The organism is Burkholderia sp. KL41 (assembly GCF_057005415.2).
Genome location: NZ_CM174446.1, coordinates 1,113,467 through 1,128,142 on the forward strand (window position 1 = coordinate 1,113,467; position 14,676 = coordinate 1,128,142).

Genomic DNA, 14,676 nt, shown 5'->3' on the forward strand with positions numbered 1-14,676 from the left:
CCCTTTTAAGGTGGCGCGGCTGGCAGGATTCGAACCCACGACCCCTTGGTTCGTAGCCAAGTACTCTATCCAACTGAGCTACAGCCGCACGCAAAACGGTACTGCTTGACTGTCGGAACCTTCTGCGATGGGAAGGCCCCCAAAAAAGTGGCGCGGCTGGCAGGATTCGAACCCACGACCCCTTGGTTCGTAGCCAAGTACTCTATCCAACTGAGCTACAGCCGCACGCAAAACAAAACTTCTACTGCTTCGAACTGAAAGGGCCTTCGGTTCGGAAGGCCCTCGAAAAAGTGGCGCGGCTGGCAGGATTCGAACCCACGACCCCTTGGTTCGTAGCCAAGTACTCTATCCAACTGAGCTACAGCCGCACGCAGAAGCGAAATTATAGCAGGGTTGTATAAAAAGGGAAGCCTTATTCGCGAATTGTTCTGCGCGGCCTTGCCGGGGCCCCCATCGTGTACCCTTGGAGCATCAGTCATCCACGTTGAATCTGCATCATGAACAAGGCGTTTGTCAAAGAGTCGGACGGCGACGACGACGATCTCGACCAGGCCCAGCCGGCGATTCCGGCGGGCGCGAAGAACTACATCACGCCGGCCGGCCACAAGCGGCTGAGGGACGAACTGCTGAACCTGATCGACGTCGAGCGTCCCGAGGTCGTGCGGCTCGTGTCCTGGGCCGCATCGAACGGCGACCGGTCGGAAAACGGCGACTACATCTACGGCAAGCGGCGGCTTCGCGAGATCGATCGCCGCATCCGCTTCCTGACGAAGCGGCTCGATCTTGCCGAAGTCGTCGATGCGAGCCGGCAGGAGAATGTCGACCAGGTGTTTTTCGGTGCAACGGTCGATTACGAGACGCCGGACGGCGAAGATCATACGATCACGATCGTCGGGATCGACGAGGTCGATCTGGATCGCGGCTGCGTCAGCTGGATTTCCCCGGTCGCGCGTGCGCTGATCAAGGCGAAGATCGGCGATACCGTCATGCTGATGACGCCGGCCGGCCCGCAGCCGATCGACGTGCTCGACGTTCGCTACCCGCCGCGCGACAACGCCTGAGCGATACCCGGCGCAGTCCGGCAAAGAAAAAGCGCCCCGACGGGGCGCTTCGTCATCCGGCGCGCAGCGAATGGGCCGGTCGTTCAGAAGCGATGGCGCATGCCGGCCGTGACCGCGATCTGCTTGTTGGTCGATGACGCGGCGCCCAGCCCGTTGATGTTGGCGCCGAGGTCGAGGCCGTCGTTGTTGACCTTCTGGAACTCGCCCTGCAGGTAGACGTCGGTGCGCTTCGACAGCGCATAGTCGGCTTGCAGGTTGAACTGGTGCCAGGTCGGCTTGTCGCCGGCCAGGCGGCCCTGCGTGTACGTGTAGGAGCCGGCAAGCGACAGCGCCGGCGTCAGCGCGTAGCGGCCGTTGAGTTCGTAGTTGCTGAAGCGCGCGGTTCCGCCGAGGCCCGTGATGCCACCTGACACGCCGGACTGCCCCGCGCTGATTGCACGGATGCCGGTGAGGCGCGTCTGCGTGAAGACGAAGCCGACCGTGGCCGGGCCGAACCCGTAGTTCAGGCCGGCACCCCAGGTGCGTTGCACGCGCGAGGCGAAGGTCCAGTCGCCGGTCACCGCGCCCGGATCGGTCGCTGCCTGCGCGAGCGCGTTCACGTCGCTGTTCAACTGCAAGTAGGCCGCGGCGAAGTTGAAGCCCAGGTAGCTGTACGACACGCCGCCGCTATAGGCGCGGTTGTTCGCGAAAGACGTCGAGTTCGAGAACCCGTACAACGCACCGAACTTGAGGCCGCCGTAGTTCGCGCTCTGATATTTGACCGAGTTGTTGATCCGGAACGAGTTGTTCAGGTTGTCGTTGTCGAACGGGTGGGCGAACTGCGTGCCGCCGTACTGGGTGCCGGTCAGCGACAGCGGCCCGAGATAGTCGACGACGCTGTCGTACTGCCGGCCCAGCGTCAGCGAACCGTAGCTGTTGTGTGCGAGGCCGACAAACGCTTGCCGGCCGAATTCGCGGCCGTTCTGCTTCAGCGCGCCGTTATTGATGCCGAAACCATTTTCCAGCGTGAAGATCGCTTTCAGGCCGCCGCCGAGATCTTCGGTGCCGCGCAAGCCCCAGCGGCTGCCGTTGACCGAACCGCTGGTTTCCTGCCAGGCGCTGTGGCCGCGCTGATTGTTCGTGTAGGTGATGCCGGCGTCGATCAGGCCATAGAGCGTCACGCTGCTCTGGGCATGGGCTGCCGTAACGAATACACCCGACAACGCGGTGACGATCAGAGTTTTTTTCATGGATCTGTCTCCAAACAGGATGATGTCGATCGAACCTGCTGCGGACTGGCATGTTTTGCTTGACGCTGCGGCCGATCCGGCAGAGCGGCGGTGCGCTTTTCAAAAAGCCATCTGCAGTGTAAGGAGTGCGTGGAGCGGGGAGGGGGCGTGCTTTAAGCAATAATATATTTTGGAATCCGCAAAGATCGTGGAGGTAGGGCAAACGGTTGTCCAGCAAGGGTTTGCGGCGATGCAGCGAAAGAAAATGGCGCTCAGGACTGCGTAACGGGCGTTGCGCGATCGCGACAGGTAATCAGCGGCAGGCGACGGCGGTCATAGCGCGATTATTGACACATCGGCAATAGAGGTTTGTGTGGAGCATGGATAATGAAAGGTTGTTCTCTCGCTATACTGCGATCTCTGCTTTCCGAAGCAGACTTTTTCGTTGACGGAAAAGATCTCCAAACCTTTGTCGGCGCGACTTCCCAGTCGCGCTTTTTTTTTGCCCCGCCGCTGCGCACTACTGCGTGTACGAGCGCCGCTTGCGCTTGGCCGCAGGCGCGGCCTCCTTGGCTTCGTTCGGGGGCGGCGTGTATGTCCAGTCTTCCATCACGTAGTGACGGGCATCGAGAGGCGATGCAAGCAGGTTCTGCCAGTGATCGCCGTGCCAGGTCGTATCGAACTCGGTGTCGCACGGCGCTTCGCGCGCGGACTCTGCCAGAGCGCGGGACTTGCGGCGTACGCGCCCGAGTCGGCTCGCGAAGCGCTTGATTCCGTCCAGCCACATGACCTTCTCCTTCCTTCCGGCATTGGGTGAGCATCGCAATGTCCCCGCATTTCTGCAACCCGGAAAAAACCCGAGGATTTTACCGAGGCGATTTGTCCCCGGTAGAAATTTCAGGGTCGAGATTATCGGAACTCCCACCCCGGTAATGTTGACAGGTTTTTGACTCGAATCAATTAATAAAAGGCGATGGTGTACCGATTCCAATGGCATTAGCACTTTTTTGATAAAACGATCATCAAAAATTTTCTTGACGCACCCGGATTGTCCAATTTATAAAGTCAGCACTCCGTCCTCGGGCGGCGTGCTGGTGCTGGTGCAGTTGCTGGCGCGATGTTTCGGGATTTCGGGAAACGGCTATAAAAATAGCTTTTTTGATCTAATCGAGTGGGGAACGAAGACATGGATACCGGTATCGTGAAATGGTTTAACGATGCTAAAGGTTTCGGCTTTATTACGTCGGACAATGGTGGTGAAGATTTGTTTGCGCACTTTTCCGAAATCAAGATGGACGGCTTCAAGACGCTGAAGGAAAACCAGCGTGTTTCGTTCGACGTGAAAGTCGGGCCGAAAGGCAAGCAGGCAGCGAATATCCAGGCGGTCTGACGCGCCACGCATTGCCGATCACGTCCGGCCCCCGCATGGCGGGGGCTTTTCATTTTCCGGGGACGGAACAATACGGTTCGGGCTGGCCGCGAACGGGGATGCCGGTGCATACTCACGGAAGCATCGTTTTCCAGTCTTTTCATGTCCGATTTCCCCCGTCCGTCCGATCCGGCCAGCGAACAGCCGCTCGTTTTCGTCGACCTTGAAACCACGGGCGGCTCGCCCGCCGAACACCGCATCACCGAAATCGGTGTGGTCGAAATCGGCCCGCTCGGCGTGTCGACGTGGACGACGCTCGTCAATCCGGCACAGTCGATTCCGCCGTTCATCCAGCAACTGACGGGTATTTCGGACGAGATGGTGCGCGACGCGCCGTCGTTCGCATCGCTGGCGCCGGCCTTGTTCGAGCGGCTCGACGGCAAGCTTTTCGTCGCGCACAACGCGAGCTTCGACCGCGGCTTCCTGCGGGCCGAATTCGAGCGCGCCGGGTTCGCGTTCAATCCCGACGTGCTATGTACGGTGCGGCTGTCGCGTGCGCTGTTCCCGCGTGAAACGCGGCACGGGCTCGACGCGTTGATCGAGCGCCACGGCCTCGTGCCGGCTGCGCGCCACCGGGCGCTGGCGGATGCCGATCTCCTGTGGCAGTTCTGGCGCCAGTTGCACGACATCGTGCCGCTCGAGCGGCTGCGCGACCAGATCGCGCGCACGACGCGCCACTTCCGTCTGGGCGGCGACCTGACCGAAGCCTGGCTCGATACCGCGCCGGCCGGGTGCGGCGCGTACGCACTGTTCGGGGAGGGCGACGCGCCACTGTACGTCGGCCGCAGCGTACGCGTGCGGCAGCGGCTGCGCGCGTTGTTGACGGGAGAGCGTCGGTCGTCGAAGGAAATGCGGCTTGCGCAGCAGGTACGGCGCGTTGAATGGCGCGAGACGGGTAACGAACTGGGGGCGATGCTTGCGGAAGCGCAATGGATCGCCGGGCTGCGTCCGTCGTACAACCGGCGCCCTGCGGCCGACACGGCCCGTGTCGGCAATGCACCCTGGCCGTTCGAAGGCGCCGTTGCGTTCGAGGCGAGCGGCGAGCGCCGCCTGTTTCATGTGATCGATGGCTGGCGCTATCTCGGCGTCGCGGAATCGCTCGACGCGGCCGCGCGGCTCGCGGCCGACGGGGCGGCCGGCGCATTCGAACCCTTCACCCACCGCCTGCTGCAGACGCATCTCGCGCGCGGCCTGCAACTGATTCCGCTCGCCGCGCTCACGCCTGCGGGCCAAGCGGGCTGACCCGGCGCGACCGCCGCGTCAGCCGATCGCGCTTGCGCCGCCGGCCGAGCAGACGTGCGACAGCGCGGTGTCGAGCGCCTGCGTCTGCGTGGAGTCGTAGCGCGTGAGTGTCTTCCAGTTCGCGATGCTGCGCGCGAGCCGCGCCTGACAATCAGGCGCATCGCGCAGCGGTGCAACCTGCGTGAGCCCGGTGAGCATTTTCTGCGTCAGCCGGTCGAGCGCCGGGCGCGTGCTGGTCGCGAGATCGGGAGGCGAGCCTTCCGGCGGCCGCGTCGCGCGCCAGGTTGCGAACAGGGCATTCTGCACATCCTTGCTCGCGGCAATCTGATCCTCGAAGAACGTCCGCGCGAACGCAGGATCGACGCCGGCCTGTGCCGCGCGCTTCCCGACCGATTCGAGCAGCGCCGCTTCGCGCGGCCGGTCCTCGATTGCCTTGTGATTCGCCCATTTCCATCGAGCCACCGGCTCAGCGAGCGCGAGGCGCTGCGACGCGAGTGCGACGATGTTGGTGAGGGCGGTGTCGTCGCCGTCCGCAACGGCGATGCGCGGGGACGAAAAGAGGGCGACGCCGAGCGCGGCGACAGCGACGCTGGCACGAATGGCTTGCTTCATCGGAACGATCGGGAGAGCCGGGCGGGCCGGACGTGGAAAACCAGAAGGATAGACGAAGACAGTCGCGCGGCGTAGCGACGCGACAGAGGAATCAGCAGGCGAGCTGATCCGGCACCGTCAGGCTGTTGCGGCCCGGGTGCGAGGCGAGTTGCGCGCGAGGCGCAATGATGAACCGCACGATAGCGATGATCGACACGTGGCGGTTACAGAACCGAACAGGCGTTCACTTCGGCGAGTACAGCTTGTGCTGCTCGTCGAAGAATGCCCGTACGTGGTCGGGCAATTCGGCGAGGAATTCCACGCCGACGGGTTCCGGATCCGGGCTCATCACTTGCTCCGGCGGTGGCATGCGAGTTGGTCTTTCGTCCATGGTCATTTCTCCAGCAGGTTCGATGATTATCATCCTCGCGCTTGGATTTATGCCAGTGGCGAATCGTTAGATTTTGTCTCTGTTGTATTAACGGCACATGCGCTCGGACGCGCGCTGCGATGCCGACTATCGAGTCGTGCGGAATCGGCAACAATCGGGTCGCTTGTTATACTTGCGCGCACTTTTTCCTGGGCCGCGATGAAACGAACGACGCGATGGATCGGCCTCGTATGGCTGGCGCTGGTACTGAACGTACTGTCGCCCGTCGTCGGCTATGCGCGTCTCGCCTCGAGCGGCTCCGGTGAGCTCACGCTCGAGTTGTGCAGTGCAGCGGGCGCTCGCCAGGTCGTGCTCGCGCAGGCCGGCGGCGATCACGATGCGCCGTCGTTCGACCATGCCGGCGTGCCGCACTGCGTGTACTGCCCCGGCTTCGCGGCGAACGTGGCGCTCGGTACGAGCCTGCCCGCGCTGCTGGGCTTCGTGCGGACGTTCGCCTACCGCGCGGCTGCACCCGTCATCCCTGATTGCCCCCGCAAGGGTATCCGCCTCGCGCAGCCCCGCGCGCCGCCTGAAAACGCTCCGATCTGATTGATGTCGTCCGCGCGCCCCGGTGGTGCGCGTGCCGCTCGCGGCCGGGCCGCGTGCCGCGCCGTCCGTGCGCGGTGCGCGCGCTCGTGTCCGGCGGCGTTCGATCACGTTTTCAGGAATCCCTTCATGTCCTTCTCCTTCGCCGCGCGGCCGTCGCGCGGGCGGCTCGCGCTCGCATGCGCGGCCGCTTTCGCGTGGCCTGTCGCCCATGCGGCTTCAACTGACGATACGCGTGTCGACACTGCCCGCCGTGGTGTCGAGCGTCCCGCCGATACCGTCGCGCCGGCATCCACCGCCGCAACCGTTTCGCCGGTGCCGGCCGGCAGTACGCTGACCGCGGTCAGCGTGACCGCGCAGCGGCAACCGGTCGATCCGGATACGCCGGCCGTCGTCACATCGATCACGCGCGAGCAGATCGAATCGCATACCAACGTCACCACCGAGGACGCGCTCAAATACGCACCGAACCTGATGGTCCGCAAGCGCTATATCGGCGACCGCAACAGCGTGTTCGCCGGTCGCGACTTCAACGAACTGCAGAGCGCGCGCGGGCTCGTCTACGCCGACGGCGTGCTGCTGTCGAACCTGCTCGGCTCGAGCTACGCGTACCCGCCGCGCTGGTCGCTGATTCCGCCTGACGATATCGCGCGCGTCGACGTGCTCTATGGCCCGTTTTCCGCGCTGTACCCGGGCAACTCGATCGGCTCGACCGTGCTGCTCACGACGCGCCGGCCGGAAAAGCTCGAGGCGTCGCTGTCGACGCAGTTCTTTACGCAGCGCTACCACGACGGCTACGGATTCGCCGACAGCTTCGGCGGCAATCACCAGACCGCGCGGATCGCGAACCGCGTCGGGCGGTTCTGGTTCGCGCTGTCGCTCGATCGGCTCGAGAACAACGGTCAGCCGATGCAATATGCGAGCCCCAATTCGGCGTACAACCCGAAGCTGGGCGCCGCGGTGCCCGTGAGCGGCGCCGCGACCGACATCGGGCCCAACGGCAAGCCGCGGACGATCGTCGGCGCGCAGACGATCGAGCGGACCGAACAGCTCAACGAGACGATCCGGATGGGCTACGCGTTCACCGACCATGTCGACGCGACGCTCATGCTCGGGCATTGGGAGAACCATTACCGGCAGCACGGCGAAACCTTCCTGCGCGATGCGGCCGGCAATCCGGTCTACGGCGGCAACGTATCGATCGGTGGCCGGAACATGACCGTTGCGCCGAATGCGTTCGCGCCGCAGCGCGGCGACCAGGAGAACTGGCTGTACGCGCTCGGGCTGAACGGCCGGCTCGATTCAGGCTGGCGCCTGTCGGGCGTCGTGTCCGCGTACGACGTGTCGCGCGACGTGCAGCGCTCGGCGTCGACCGTGCAGGGCGGTGCAGGCACGCTGTTCCAGGGGGACGGGACCGGCTGGCGCACGCTCGACCTGAAGGCCGAGGCGCCGGAAGTGAAGGGCCACACGTTCACGTTCGGCTATCACTACGACAACTACTTCCTGCGCAACGTCACGTACAACACGGCCGACTGGCTGGCCGGGCCGACCACGTCGCTCGCGAGCACCTATCGGGGCGACACGCGCACGCAGGCGCTGTTCGGGCAGGATGCGTGGCGCTTCGCACCGGGCTGGCTCGCGACGCTGGGGCTGCGCTACGAGCGCTGGGATGCGTACGGCGGCGCGCTCGGTAACGCGAGCGGCACGCTCGGTTATGCGGATCGCAGCGCGCATGCGCTGTCGCCGAAAGTCGCGTTGCAATGGGATGCGACCGACGTCTGGCGCTTCCGGCTGTCGTTCGCGACGGGCACGCGTTACCCGACGGTCGGCGAACTGTTCCAGGGCACGATCTCGAACAACGCAATCGTCAACAACAACCCGAACCTGCGGCCGGAAAAGGCGATCGACTGGGACTTCACGGCCGAACGCGACGTGGGTGTCGGCGTCGTGCGTGCCAGCGTGTTCCAGAGCGATCTGCGCGATTCGATCTACAGCCAGACGACAGTGTCGGGTGCGACGACGGTGACCAACATCTCGAACGTCGATCGCGTGCGCGTGCGCGGTGTCGAACTCGCGTTCAGCGGCGAGAACGTCGGGCTGCGCGGCCTCGGTCTCGACGCGAACGTGTCGGCGAGCAACGCGCAGATTCTCGCCGATGCCGCGAATCCCGCGTACGTCGGATCGCGCTTTCCGCGTATTCCGCGCATGCGTGCAAACCTGCTCGCGTCGTATCGCTTCGACGAACACTGGCTCGCGAGCGTCGGCGTGCGCTATTCGGGCCGCCAGTTCAACACGCTCGACAACAGCGACGTGAACCCGGACGTCTACGGCGGCACGAGCTCGTTCACGATCGTCGACCTGAAGGCGCGCTACCGCTTCGATCGTCACTGGACCGCGTCGGTCGGCATCGACAACCTGACGGACCGCCGCTACTACGTGTTCCATCCGTATCCGGGCCGTACTTTCTATGGAGAACTGAAATGGTCGCTGTGAAATCGCTCGCGGCAGGCGGCGCGCTGTGGTGCGCGTTGCTCTCGACTGCCGGTGCGCACGACACCCACGTCGTGCCGAAGGCCGCCGATTCGCATGCCGCGCACATGAGCATGCAGGCCGCGCCCGCGAAGCAGAAGCCGCCGCTCGCGACGGGGGCGGCATTCGACACGCATCACCGGCTGTGGGTCGCGTGGGTCGAAGGCGCGCATGTCGTCGTCGCGCATTCCGACGACGCCGGCCGCACGCTGTCCGCACCCGTCACCGTCAACGCGATGCCGGAGCCGATCTACACGAGCGCCGAGAATCGTCCGAAGATCGCTACGAGTCCGGACGTGCAGCTCGCGATGGTCGCAATGGATGCGTACGACGACAACGGTGCGGCGATCTCCCGGGTACTCGTGCGGATGAATCTGCCACCGCAGGTCGCGCAGTACGCGAACGCCGAGCCGATGCCCGAGCGGCTGCGCGCGGCGCTCGATGCGGGATGGAGAGGGGAAGTGCCGCGCACCGTGTGGATCGGGCGCGATGGCGCACGCGAAGCACGCAGCGGATTGCTGACGGCCGACGTGCTCGACGGCGGGTTGCAGCGCGTCACGCGCTGAACGGGCCAGTGGCGCGCGACGAACGGGCCGCGCGCCGGCCTGATGCGAAAACGCGCCCGAAGGCGCGTGGAGAGAAGCGTCAGGCCGCTCGCTTGAATAGCCGGATCACGAACAGCAGGATCACCGCACCGACGACCGCGACGATCACCGATCCGATGAAACCGCTGCCGATGCTGATGCCGAGCAGCCCGGCGAGCCAGCCGCCGATCACTGCGCCGACGATCCCGACGATGATGTCGACGATCAGCCCGAAGCCGCCGCCCTTGACGAGCAAGCCGGCAAGCCAGCCGGCGATCGCGCCGATGATGAGCCACATAATCAAGCCATGAGTCATGGTGATCCTCTCCTTGTGTTGTGTCGAATGACCGGACGTCGGCTGTGTCGCCGCAAGCTGAATGAAGGCGGCATTGCGACCCGCCGCGCCGCCCACGCAATGTAACGCGATAGACGGGTCGGAATCGTTAAGTAATGTTATGCACCCTTAACCGGATTTTCCAGGGAATTCGTCTGCATACGGCGAGGCTGGCGCACGGACGATGCGCGGCGAAATGAATTTGTAAGGAGTGGCCGCCGGTGACGCCGGTCGGCCGCGAGCGTCATCGGCCGAGCGTCGAAGCCTGCATGCCCGCGGCGGGCAATCCATCGCTTGCGTCGGCAATCAGCCGTGCGACGGTCGCGGTATCGCCGATCGCCTCGATCGACAGCAGTGCGAAACGGGCGAGAAAGAGCGACGCATCGGCTTCACCGATCCGCGTCATCGTGCGGCACAGGTCGGTGTAGAGGGTGTCGCGTTCGGTATCCGTCATCATGCGGTCTCCTGAGGATCGGTCGATGCGCACGGATGGAGTGCGCGTTCGAGTGCGGCGGCCACGTCGCCGGCGCGCGCGTCGTGCCAGCGGCCGAGTACGTGACCGTCCGGACGCACGAGATAGACGGTGCCGTCGCGCGCGCCGTACATGTCGAACAGCCGGCCGTCGACGTCATGGCCGCCGCAGGCCGGTTGCCGTGGCGCGGCATGCCGTGCGAGCGTGACGAGCGCGAACGGCATCCGCGCAGCCTGCAGGCGCCGTTCGAGATCGGCCAGCGTCGCATCGGGCACGCCGTCCGCGGTGAAGCAGAACGCGGTGAAGCGTGGAGCGACGAGGTCGGTCAGGTGGCCGCGGCGCACGTCGCTGCCGTGTGCCGTGTACAGCATCAGCGGGCATTCGGCGAGCACCGTGCCGGGCGCGGGGCCGGCCGAAAACGTGTCGCGTTCGGCCGCGTTGAGCGGCGACGTCGCATACGCGATGGCCGTCGTCTGGCGCGGATTGATCAGCGAACGCAGTGCGGGATGGCGGACCGCTAGCGACAGCACGGCCTTGCGCATCAGTTCGAATGCGAATGACGGCGGCGCCATGAATTCGGTGCTCTTGGTGCCGTAGCGGAGGTTCTCGTGCGTCGCGAACACGCGTTCGTCCGAGTAGCTGTCGAGCAACGTGTCCGATGCGAGCCCGCGCGTCACGTACGCGAGTTTCCATGCCAGGTTGTCGGCATCGTCGATGCCCGAGTTCGCGCCGCGCACGCCGAAGATCGGCACGAGGTGCGCGGCGTCGCCGCAGAACAGCACGCGACCGTGTCGATAGCGTTCGAGTGTCAGTGCGTTCGCCTTGTAGATCGTGATCCAGATCGGCGACCAGTCGCCGCGCTCGCCCATCATGTCGAGCAGGTTCTGCACGCGCGGGATCACGTTCTCCGGCTTCACGGCGGCTTCGGCATCCTCATCGTCGCGCAACTGATAGTCGATCCGCCACACGTTGTCGGGCTGCTTGTGAACGAGCACCGTCGAGCCCGGGTTCGACGACGGGTCGAAGTACGCCAGTCGTTCGGTCGGCCGGTCGCTGTCGAGCGCGATGTCGACGATCACGTAGCGGCCCTCGTAGCTCGTGCCCCGGAGCGACAGGCCGAGCGCGTCGCGCATCGTGCTGCGCCCGCCGTCGCACGCGACGACCCGGTCGGCGTCGAGTGCGTAGCCGCCGAGCGGCGTGTCGACGTCGAGGCGCACGCCGTCCGGTTGCGGGGTCACGCCGGTGACTCTCGTCTGCCAGCGGATCTCGATGAGTTCGCGGCGGCGCAGCGCGGCGTCGAGCAGGAACTGCTCGATGTGATACTGCGCGAGATTCACCATCGGCGGCAGCTTCTGGTTTTCGTCCTGCGGCATCGTGAAATGCAGCACTTCGTCGCGACGGTAGAAGCTGCGCCCGCCGGTCCACGGCAGCCCCTTGCGCAGGAAGTCGTCGAGCGCGCCGAGCCGCTCGATGATCTCGAGGCTGCGCCGCGAGATGCAGATGGCGCGGCTGCCGTGGCAGACTGCGTCGTCTGCCTCGATCAGCACGCTGCGGATGCCGTGGTTCGCGAGGCCGAGCGCGACGGCCAGGCCGACGGGGCCGCCGCCGACGATCGCAACGCGATGCCGGTGTGTATCGATACCGTCGTCGCAGGCCGGCAGATGCGCGGGATGGCGCTCGGCGACGAACGGGTAGGGCTTGAAGTCGATATCCATCGTTGGCTTCCAGGGTAGTCCGGTTCGACGTGCGCGCATCGACGCAAAGATGCGTGCAACAGGTCGGGACAGTATGGAAGCCGGTCGTGCGCCGGTTGTCCCCAATTCGGGTACAGCGAGGGGCTCAACGCAGGCCGCGACGTTTCACGGCTGCATGCACAGCGCAAACAGCTCGCGCTGGCTCGAGATGCCGAGGCGCCGGTATGCGCGCTTCTGGTAGGTGACGACGCTCGATGCCTTTACGCCGATCGTCTCGCCGATCTCGTGCGCGGTCTGGCCGTCAAGTACGCCGCGCAGCACGTCGAGCTCGCGCTTGGACAAATCGGGGCATGCATGGCGCAGTCGCGCGAGCATCCGTTGCGGGATACCGATCTGCGCGGCACCGGCGAGCGCGTAGTGATGCCTTGCGGCCTGCGCGATCAGCGGTGCGAGCGCTTCGATCGCGGCGATCTCGCGCGGCTGGAATGCGCCGCTGCGATGCGCGCGGTACAGGTTGATCGACAGCCACGTCGCATCGCCGGGCTGCATCAGCAGCGCCAGCCGGTCGGATACGTCGGGGCCGCGGTAGCACGTGGCGCGATACGCTTCGTGATCGATCTCGTCGCCGGCCTGCTGGTGCAGCAGCAGATCGTGGCGGCGTGTGCCGCGATGGGCGGTCGACACGATCTGCTGGTTGCCGTCGAGTGCGTAGAAATGTCGTGCGTAGGTGTCGGCGAGGTCGCGCAGGTAGCGGCCTCCGCGATGATCGGCGACCGACATCGTGCGCGGGCGATTGCCGAACTCGTACGCGAAGATCGTGCACTGCGTGATGGACAGCGCGTCGTCGAACAGCTTCAGGATTTCGGCCGCGAATGCGTTCGGCTCGTTGCCGCCGATCGCGGCGACGAGGCGCGTCGCGCGGGACACGTCCAGCTGCGCGGCGAGATTCGCTCGCTCGAGACGCCAGGTGCGCATGAAGAAGGGGGCGAGGGTGGAGTGTCCGGCGATTGTAGTCGTCGGCGCGTGATACGGGAGTCCGGGGATGCCCGCAAGCGGACGGGGTGAGGCGAGAGGGCGGGCGCACGATTTCGGCGCCGGAAAAGAGAAAAGGTCTGACAAGCGATGCTTGTCAGACCTTTATGTCTTGGTGCCGGAGATAGGAGTCGAACCTACGACCTTCGCATTACGAATGCGCTGCTCTACCAACTGAGCTACACCGGCAGCAGAGAAATGAAATTATATGGTGATTTCCGGGATCTTGGCAATAGGTTTTGCGAATTTTTTTCAGCTTGCTGCTGCTGCTTCGCGAAACCCTCGATCCGGCGGACTTCCCGCTTTCACTTCACTGTGATGCGACCGGTCAGGGCCACATCAAGAGGCGCGATTGTACTTGCGCATCGCACCTCCGTCTAGTGCTGCAGTGCAATTATTTTGCTTCGTCGTGATAGCCGGTCACGCGCTCGACTTCGTTCTTTGAGCCAAGGAACACGGGCACGCGCTGGTGCAGGCCCGTCGGCTGGACTTCCATGATGCGCTGCGTGCCCGTCGTCGCGGCGCCGCCCGCTTGTTCGACGATGAACGACATCGGGTTCGCTTCGTACATCAGGCGCAGCTTGCCCGGACGATCGGGCGTGCGCTTGTCGGCCGGGTACATGAAGATGCCGCCGCGATTCAGGATCCGGTGTACGTCGGCGACCATCGAGGCGATCCAGCGCATGTTGAAGTTGTCGCCGCGCGGGCCGTCCTTGCCGGCGTTCAGTTCGTCGACGTAGCGCTTGACCGGGTCGTACCAGTGGCGTGCGTTCGATGCGTTGATCGCGTATTCGCGCGTGTCGGCGGGGATCTGCATGTTGCTCTGCGTGAGCACCCACGAGCCGACTTCGCGGTCGAGCGTGAAGCAGTTCACGCCGTTGCCGGTCGTCAGCACGAACACCGTCTGCGGGCCGTACACGGCGTAGCCGGCCGCGACCTGCTGCGTGCCCGGCTGCAGGAACGATTCCTCGGTTGCCTGCTTGCCGTCCGGGCAACGCAGCACCGAGAAGATCGTGCCGATCGACACGTTCACGTCGATGTTCGACGAACCGTCGAGCGGGTCGAACACGAGCAGGTATTCGCCGCGCGGGTAGTTCGCCGGGATCGGGAAGAAGGTTTCCATTTCTTCCGATGCCATCGCGGCGAGGTTGCCGCCCCATTCGTTTGCGTCGAGCAGGATCTCGTTCGACAGGATGTCGAGCTTCTTCTGCACTTCGCCCTGGACGTTCTCGCTGCCGGCGGTGCCGAGCGCCTCGCCGAGCGCGCCCTTCGACACGTTGTAGCTGATCGCCTTGCACGCGCGTGCGACGACTTCGATCAGCAGGCGCAGGTCGGCGGGGAGGTTGTTGGTCTCACGTTGCTGTTCGATCAGGAACTTCGACAGCGTGGTGCGGCGGGCAATGGACATGACAGACTCCAGAAGGCCAAAGAATCCTTGAATGGCCGCAATTTTACCCGTCGCGCCTCCCGTGCCGCCGGCTTTTTTCGTCCGGTTACACGGCCGGGCGGCCGGATCGACCCGGT

General features: G+C 64.7%; 15 protein-coding genes and 4 tRNA genes. 6 read left to right on the plus strand and 13 right to left on the minus strand.

What is annotated here, in order from left to right:
* Positions 1-11: 11 nt before the first annotated feature.
* The 3 genes from PQB87_RS05290 to PQB87_RS05300 all read right to left on the minus strand — a co-directional run bounded on the left by PQB87_RS05290 (position 12) and on the right by PQB87_RS05300 (position 368).
* Positions 12-88: transfer RNA gene (locus tag PQB87_RS05290), tRNA-Arg, on the minus strand.
* A 60-nt stretch (positions 89-148) separates the two neighbouring features.
* Positions 149-225 (minus strand) — tRNA-Arg (locus tag PQB87_RS05295).
* A gap of 66 nt (positions 226-291) precedes the next feature.
* A tRNA-Arg gene (locus tag PQB87_RS05300) sits at positions 292-368 on the minus strand.
* A gap of 129 nt (positions 369-497) precedes the next feature.
* On the opposite strand from PQB87_RS05300, the gene greB reads away from it, so the two are divergent.
* Complete coding sequence (gene greB, locus PQB87_RS05305) at positions 498-1,061, plus strand: transcription elongation factor GreB (protein ID WP_021163929.1); 564 nt, start codon at positions 498-500, stop codon at positions 1,059-1,061.
* Between the two features lie 83 nt (positions 1,062-1,144).
* Here greB and PQB87_RS05310 read toward each other — a convergent pair whose 3' ends face one another.
* Together PQB87_RS05310 and PQB87_RS05315 are read right to left on the minus strand one after the other, a co-directional pair.
* Complete coding sequence (locus PQB87_RS05310) at positions 1,145-2,290, minus strand: porin (protein ID WP_059685587.1); 1,146 nt, start codon at positions 2,288-2,290, stop codon at positions 1,145-1,147.
* Positions 2,291-2,789: 499 nt separating this feature from the next.
* Positions 2,790-3,056 (minus strand): hypothetical protein, encoded by a 267-nt coding sequence (locus PQB87_RS05315; protein WP_027788099.1) that lies wholly within the window; start codon positions 3,054-3,056, stop codon positions 2,790-2,792.
* Between the two features lie 399 nt (positions 3,057-3,455).
* Between PQB87_RS05315 and PQB87_RS05320 the strand changes: the two genes are divergently transcribed.
* Complete coding sequence (locus PQB87_RS05320) at positions 3,456-3,659, plus strand: cold-shock protein (RefSeq protein ID WP_011351289.1); 204 nt, start codon at positions 3,456-3,458, stop codon at positions 3,657-3,659.
* 141 nt (positions 3,660-3,800) lie between these two features.
* On the plus strand, positions 3,801-4,940 hold the full coding sequence (locus tag PQB87_RS05325; protein ID WP_111940404.1) for an exonuclease domain-containing protein: 1,140 nt from the start codon (positions 3,801-3,803) through the stop codon (positions 4,938-4,940).
* Positions 4,941-4,958: 18 nt separating this feature from the next.
* Here the strand turns inward: PQB87_RS05325 and PQB87_RS05330 are convergent, their stop codons facing one another.
* Both PQB87_RS05330 and PQB87_RS05335 read right to left on the minus strand, forming a co-directional pair.
* Positions 4,959-5,552 (minus strand): chorismate mutase, encoded by a 594-nt coding sequence (locus PQB87_RS05330; RefSeq protein WP_111940406.1) that lies wholly within the window; start codon positions 5,550-5,552, stop codon positions 4,959-4,961.
* A gap of 223 nt (positions 5,553-5,775) precedes the next feature.
* Positions 5,776-5,880, minus strand: coding sequence for a chorismate mutase (locus tag PQB87_RS05335; protein ID WP_162269111.1), 105 nt, complete (start codon positions 5,878-5,880; stop codon positions 5,776-5,778).
* Positions 5,881-6,120: 240 nt separating this feature from the next.
* Here PQB87_RS05335 and PQB87_RS05340 point away from each other — a divergent pair, with 240 nt between their 5' ends.
* From PQB87_RS05340 to PQB87_RS05350, 3 genes are all read left to right on the plus strand, one after another.
* Complete coding sequence (locus PQB87_RS05340) at positions 6,121-6,510, plus strand: DUF2946 domain-containing protein (protein ID WP_111940408.1); 390 nt, start codon at positions 6,121-6,123, stop codon at positions 6,508-6,510.
* 126 nt (positions 6,511-6,636) lie between these two features.
* Positions 6,637-9,000, plus strand: a complete 2,364-nt coding sequence (locus PQB87_RS05345; RefSeq protein WP_111940410.1) for a TonB-dependent receptor — start codon at positions 6,637-6,639, stop codon at positions 8,998-9,000.
* Positions 8,988-9,602 (plus strand): hypothetical protein, encoded by a 615-nt coding sequence (locus PQB87_RS05350; RefSeq protein WP_111940412.1) that lies wholly within the window; start codon positions 8,988-8,990, stop codon positions 9,600-9,602. The genes PQB87_RS05345 and PQB87_RS05350 overlap by 13 nt, the downstream gene beginning before the upstream one ends.
* Positions 9,603-9,681: 79 nt before the next feature.
* On the opposite strand, the gene PQB87_RS05355 is transcribed toward PQB87_RS05350, so the two are convergent.
* The 6 genes from PQB87_RS05355 to PQB87_RS05380 all read right to left on the minus strand — a co-directional run bounded on the left by PQB87_RS05355 (position 9,682) and on the right by PQB87_RS05380 (position 14,560).
* Positions 9,682-9,936 (minus strand): GlsB/YeaQ/YmgE family stress response membrane protein, encoded by a 255-nt coding sequence (locus tag PQB87_RS05355; protein ID WP_027788093.1) that lies wholly within the window; start codon positions 9,934-9,936, stop codon positions 9,682-9,684.
* Between the two features lie 262 nt (positions 9,937-10,198).
* Positions 10,199-10,411 (minus strand): hypothetical protein, encoded by a 213-nt coding sequence (locus PQB87_RS05360; RefSeq protein ID WP_111940414.1) that lies wholly within the window; start codon positions 10,409-10,411, stop codon positions 10,199-10,201.
* A complete protein-coding gene (locus tag PQB87_RS05365) occupies positions 10,408-12,141 on the minus strand; it encodes an FAD-dependent oxidoreductase (RefSeq protein WP_111940416.1) in 1,734 nt (577 codons plus the stop codon). Before PQB87_RS05365 ends, PQB87_RS05360 begins: the two co-directional genes overlap by 4 nt.
* Before the next feature lie 144 nt (positions 12,142-12,285).
* Entirely contained in the window at positions 12,286-13,095 is an 810-nt protein-coding gene (locus tag PQB87_RS05370) for a helix-turn-helix transcriptional regulator (protein WP_111940418.1), read from the minus strand.
* A 170-nt stretch (positions 13,096-13,265) separates the two neighbouring features.
* A tRNA-Thr gene (locus tag PQB87_RS05375) sits at positions 13,266-13,341 on the minus strand.
* 205 nt (positions 13,342-13,546) lie between these two features.
* Entirely contained in the window at positions 13,547-14,560 is a 1,014-nt protein-coding gene (locus tag PQB87_RS05380; protein ID WP_006485729.1) for a class 1 fructose-bisphosphatase, read from the minus strand.
* Positions 14,561-14,676: the final 116 nt, after the last annotated feature.